4 protein-coding genes are annotated in these 3,881 nt (G+C 32.5%); 3 read left to right on the top strand and 1 reads right to left on the bottom strand.

Going from position 1 to position 3,881, the window contains the following annotated elements:
* The 3 genes from F6K40_RS39180 to phnL form a co-directional block, all read left to right on the top strand.
* The coding region (locus F6K40_RS39180) for an ATP-binding cassette domain-containing protein (protein ID WP_365674349.1) at positions 1-310 on the top strand (310 nt) is incomplete at its 5' end.
* A 39-nt stretch (positions 311-349) separates the two neighbouring features.
* Positions 350-604, top strand: coding sequence for a hypothetical protein (locus F6K40_RS39185; protein WP_293145406.1), 255 nt, complete (start codon positions 350-352; stop codon positions 602-604).
* A 667-nt stretch (positions 605-1,271) separates the two neighbouring features.
* Positions 1,272-1,859 carry a phosphonate C-P lyase system protein PhnL gene (gene phnL / locus F6K40_RS39190; protein WP_293145409.1) on the top strand — a complete coding sequence of 196 codons (588 nt, stop codon included), beginning with the start codon at positions 1,272-1,274 and terminating at the stop codon, positions 1,857-1,859.
* Between the two features lie 480 nt (positions 1,860-2,339).
* Here phnL and F6K40_RS39195 read toward each other — a convergent pair whose 3' ends face one another.
* A complete protein-coding gene (locus tag F6K40_RS39195; protein ID WP_293145412.1) occupies positions 2,340-3,398 on the bottom strand; it encodes a hypothetical protein in 1,059 nt (352 codons plus the stop codon).
* Positions 3,399-3,881: the final 483 nt, after the last annotated feature.

Consider the following 3,881-nt stretch of genomic DNA (forward strand, 5'->3'; position numbering starts at 1 on the left):
CTTACGATCTAATATCACCTATACTACTTCTAGTGGAGAGATATTAATAGTGCCAAAACTATCAGAAACCCGCTGTCGTTTATTAAGACGAACTGAATGGGGATTTGTCCAACAAAATCCTCGTGATGGATTAAGAATGAACGTAACTGCTGGAGCAAATATTGGCGAACGTTTAATGGATATAGGAGTAAAAAATTATGGAAAAATTCGCGAAGAAGCTGCTTATTGGTTAAACCAAGTAGAAATAGATATTAACCGGATAGATGATTTGCCAAAAATGTTTTCTGGAGGGATGCAGCAAAGGTTATAATTAGCTCGTGTTCTTGTTACAAAACCCTGGTTAATATTAATGGATGAACCTACCGGAGGTTTAGATGTTTCAGTGCAAGCTCGTTTATTAGATTTAATTCGTTCTCTTGTGAGAAATCTCCACTTAAGCGTAATTTTAGTTACCCATGATTTAGGGGTAGTTAGATTACTTGCTCACCGTTTATTAGTAATGAAAAACGGGCAAATTGTTGAGTCAGGATTAACAGATAAAGTATTAGATGATCCTCAACATTCCTATACTCAACAATTAGTTAGTGCAACTTTAATTCCTTAAATTAAGAAGTTAGAATTCAGGAGTCAGGAGTCAAGAGTCAGAATTCAGTCGAAAATCGAAAATCATCGTCAGTAATCCGAAAAATCAATCAAACATAAATACTTCTTTCTTCCTTGATGATGAGTATTCAAATCCTCAAATTATAGGAGTCAGTTCTCAGGATTCAGAATTCAGGAAAAAATCGAAAATCATCGTTGGTAATCACAAAAATCAATCAAACATAAATACTTCTTTCTTTCTTGATGATAAGTATTCAAATCCTCAAAAAAATCAATCAACCATAAATACTTATTTCTTCCTTGATTATGAGCATTCAAATCCTCAAATTAAATCCTCAGTTCTCACTCCTGAGTCGAAAATCGAAAATCATCGTTGGTAATCCGAAAAATCAATCAAACATAAATACTTCTTTCTTCCTTGATGATGAGTATTCAAATCCTCAAATTATAGGAGTCAGTTCTCAGGATTCAGAATTCAGGAAAAAATCGAAAATCATCGTGGGTAATCCGAAAAATCAATCAAACATAAATACTTTTTCTTTCCTTGATGATGAGTATTCAAATCCTCAAATTAAGGAGTCAGGAATCAGGATTCAGGATAAAATCGAAAATCATCGTGGGTAATCCGAAAAATCAATCAAACATAAATACTTCTTTCTTCTTTTATTATGAGTATTCAAATCCTAAAAACTAATCATCAAAAAGAAAATAATTTCTCAGAAAGTTCTCTGCTATTAAAAGCAGAATCTGTTGAAAAAGGCTTTACTTTACACAACCAAGGCGGAGTCAAATTATCAGTATTAAAAAATATTTCTCTCAGCTTAAAAGCAGGAGAATGTATTGCCCTATCCGGCAAATCTGGTTCAGGAAAATCTACATTTATGCGTTGCCTTTACGGTAACTATCGAGTCGATAAAGGTTCAGTTTTAGTAAAACATAAATCTACCTGGGTTGATCTTCCTAAATTAGCACCCCATGAAATTTTAGAAGTACGCAAAACAACTATTGGTTATGTCAGTCAATTTTTACGAGTAATTCCTCGGGTGCCAGCTTTAGAAATAGCAGCAGAACCTTTATTAGAATTAGAAATAAAGCCAGAAATAGCCTATCAAAAAGTAGGGGAATTATTTGAGATATTGAATTTACCAAAACGTCTTTGGCATCTTTCCCCGACTACCTTTTCTGGAGGAGAAAAACAACGAGTAAATCTAGCTAGAGCGCTGGTAGTTAATTATCCAATTTTATTAATTAGATGAACCAACTTTAGCCTTAGATTCTGTAAATCGTCAAGTAGTAATTGAACTGCTAGAAAAATCCAAAGCTAATGCTTGTGGTTTGATTGGAATTTTCCATTATGAAGAAGTAAGATTAAGACTTTGTACAAAAGAACTTAACTTTTGACTACTTCTCGGAATAAAGTTCGAGTAATTCCTAAAATTTAGACTCGCAATAGGTTAAAACCACTAACAATTTTGCATGAGTTGTTTCCATGGCGCATTTCGCTTCAATAATGTTTTGAAAGTCAAATCCTCAAAAATTATTGGCGTTGCTGAAACATGGTATAAAAGTCCTAAATTTATAATATATAAATCAGACCTATTTCTCCTTTTTAAGGCGCATAAAAAGCACCATTCTAGCTCCTCCTGACTCCTGATTCCTGACTCCTATAAAATCATACTTTTATTCACCAACGCTAAATTATTTTATGTACTTTCTTCAATGGCGATCGCTTAACTTTACAACTGATAATTCATCCCCATAGCTAATAGTAAAGCTGCTAAAATACTACCCAAAAATCCTATAGCCAAATTCGTCATATTTGACTGACTTGCAGATGCCATTGCAGTATTCAAATCTGGTGAAGTTAAACGTTCATAATTTTTCACAGCTACAATTGTTTCTGGTAGGGATGATATTAAACTTCCCAAAAAATAATGCAGTCCGGCAAAAACTGCATCACCAAATAATCTACTCAGTAAATCATCATAAATATTAGTCCAAGCGATAAATAACATATTTAATACATAGCATAATAAAATTAATAACCCTGTTCCTAAAATAAACTGCCACCAACTTTCTGTATAATCATCTGCATTAATATCATCAAATAATTCTGGTCTTTTTTTCTTAAATTGTTTTTCAGAAAATAAGAAAACTAAAACACCTGCTAAACAAATTAAACCACCAACAAATATCCAGGGCAAAGTACGGGTAGTAATTCCTTCTGGCAAAGGTGCAAATTCGGATTCACCTGTAATGCACCAGTAAGCTGTACTGGCAAAAGTAAACATCGATAATGACATGAAAAGATGCCAGAAAAACAGCATTTTTTCTTTGTTAAAAATTTCGATAAAATTTTTGACATAAGATATTTTCCCCATAAATATCCATTTACTAATAACAATTATTGGTGCCACAATAAACATGAGATAAATATTGGCAAAATTTGAGCCTAGAGGAGTTGCTATACCGCCCAGTCGTCCCAGACTTAGTGATAGCAACATGAGAAATAATTCTGGGTTATTTGTGCTAGAATTAATTACTATAGTGCGTTTATCTTTGCCTAAATATTTACCTGCTAAACCTGCAGCAGAATTTACCATCATATCTGTAGCAGTCGGAATAAACCAAAAGCAAAAAATGACTGCGATTAAAGCAGTAATTGTCACAAAAGTAATTTCATTGGTAGAGTTGTGTAATTTTATAATCCAGGTATCCATAGCTTCAGATATAAGGTTCAATATTAGGAATTGAGAATTAGTAGAGTAGGTGAATATTGAGTTATCTATATTCATGGTAATCTTTTCCCACCCTATTATAGATATAGATAAGGTTTTGTATAGGGAAGTTTATCTAAAACAAACAAAGACTATCCTACTGGCATAGTCTTTGTTTATTGTAACTATTTTTACTCAAAATTCCATTGATTGATGTTTAATCATCGATAATAGTAGGTATAATATTTTTTAGTAGAGCTTTAATTTAAGCTACTAAATTACCATTTTTATTATTTTAATAATAGTAATTTAGCGTATTTGATATATATAAAATGTTCACTTATCACTTTTTTTTGTATTTTAATACTCGAAATTAATTGGGGTTTGCTGATTAAATTTTAAAGCATTGACTCCTAAAGGTTTTAGCCGTTTGAAGTCTTGAAAAAGTACAAGTTTTTTGCTCCGCGAGAGCTGCATAAAGTTAGGATGAAAGGGTTGACAAGAGCCGAAAAATCACCAATTAAATTCTTCCTTCTGCCTCCTCGCTCATTCCTTACTCTT

It is taken from the genome of Okeania sp. SIO3I5, assembly GCF_010672085.1.
Classification (GTDB): domain Bacteria; phylum Cyanobacteriota; class Cyanobacteriia; order Cyanobacteriales; family Microcoleaceae; genus Trichodesmium.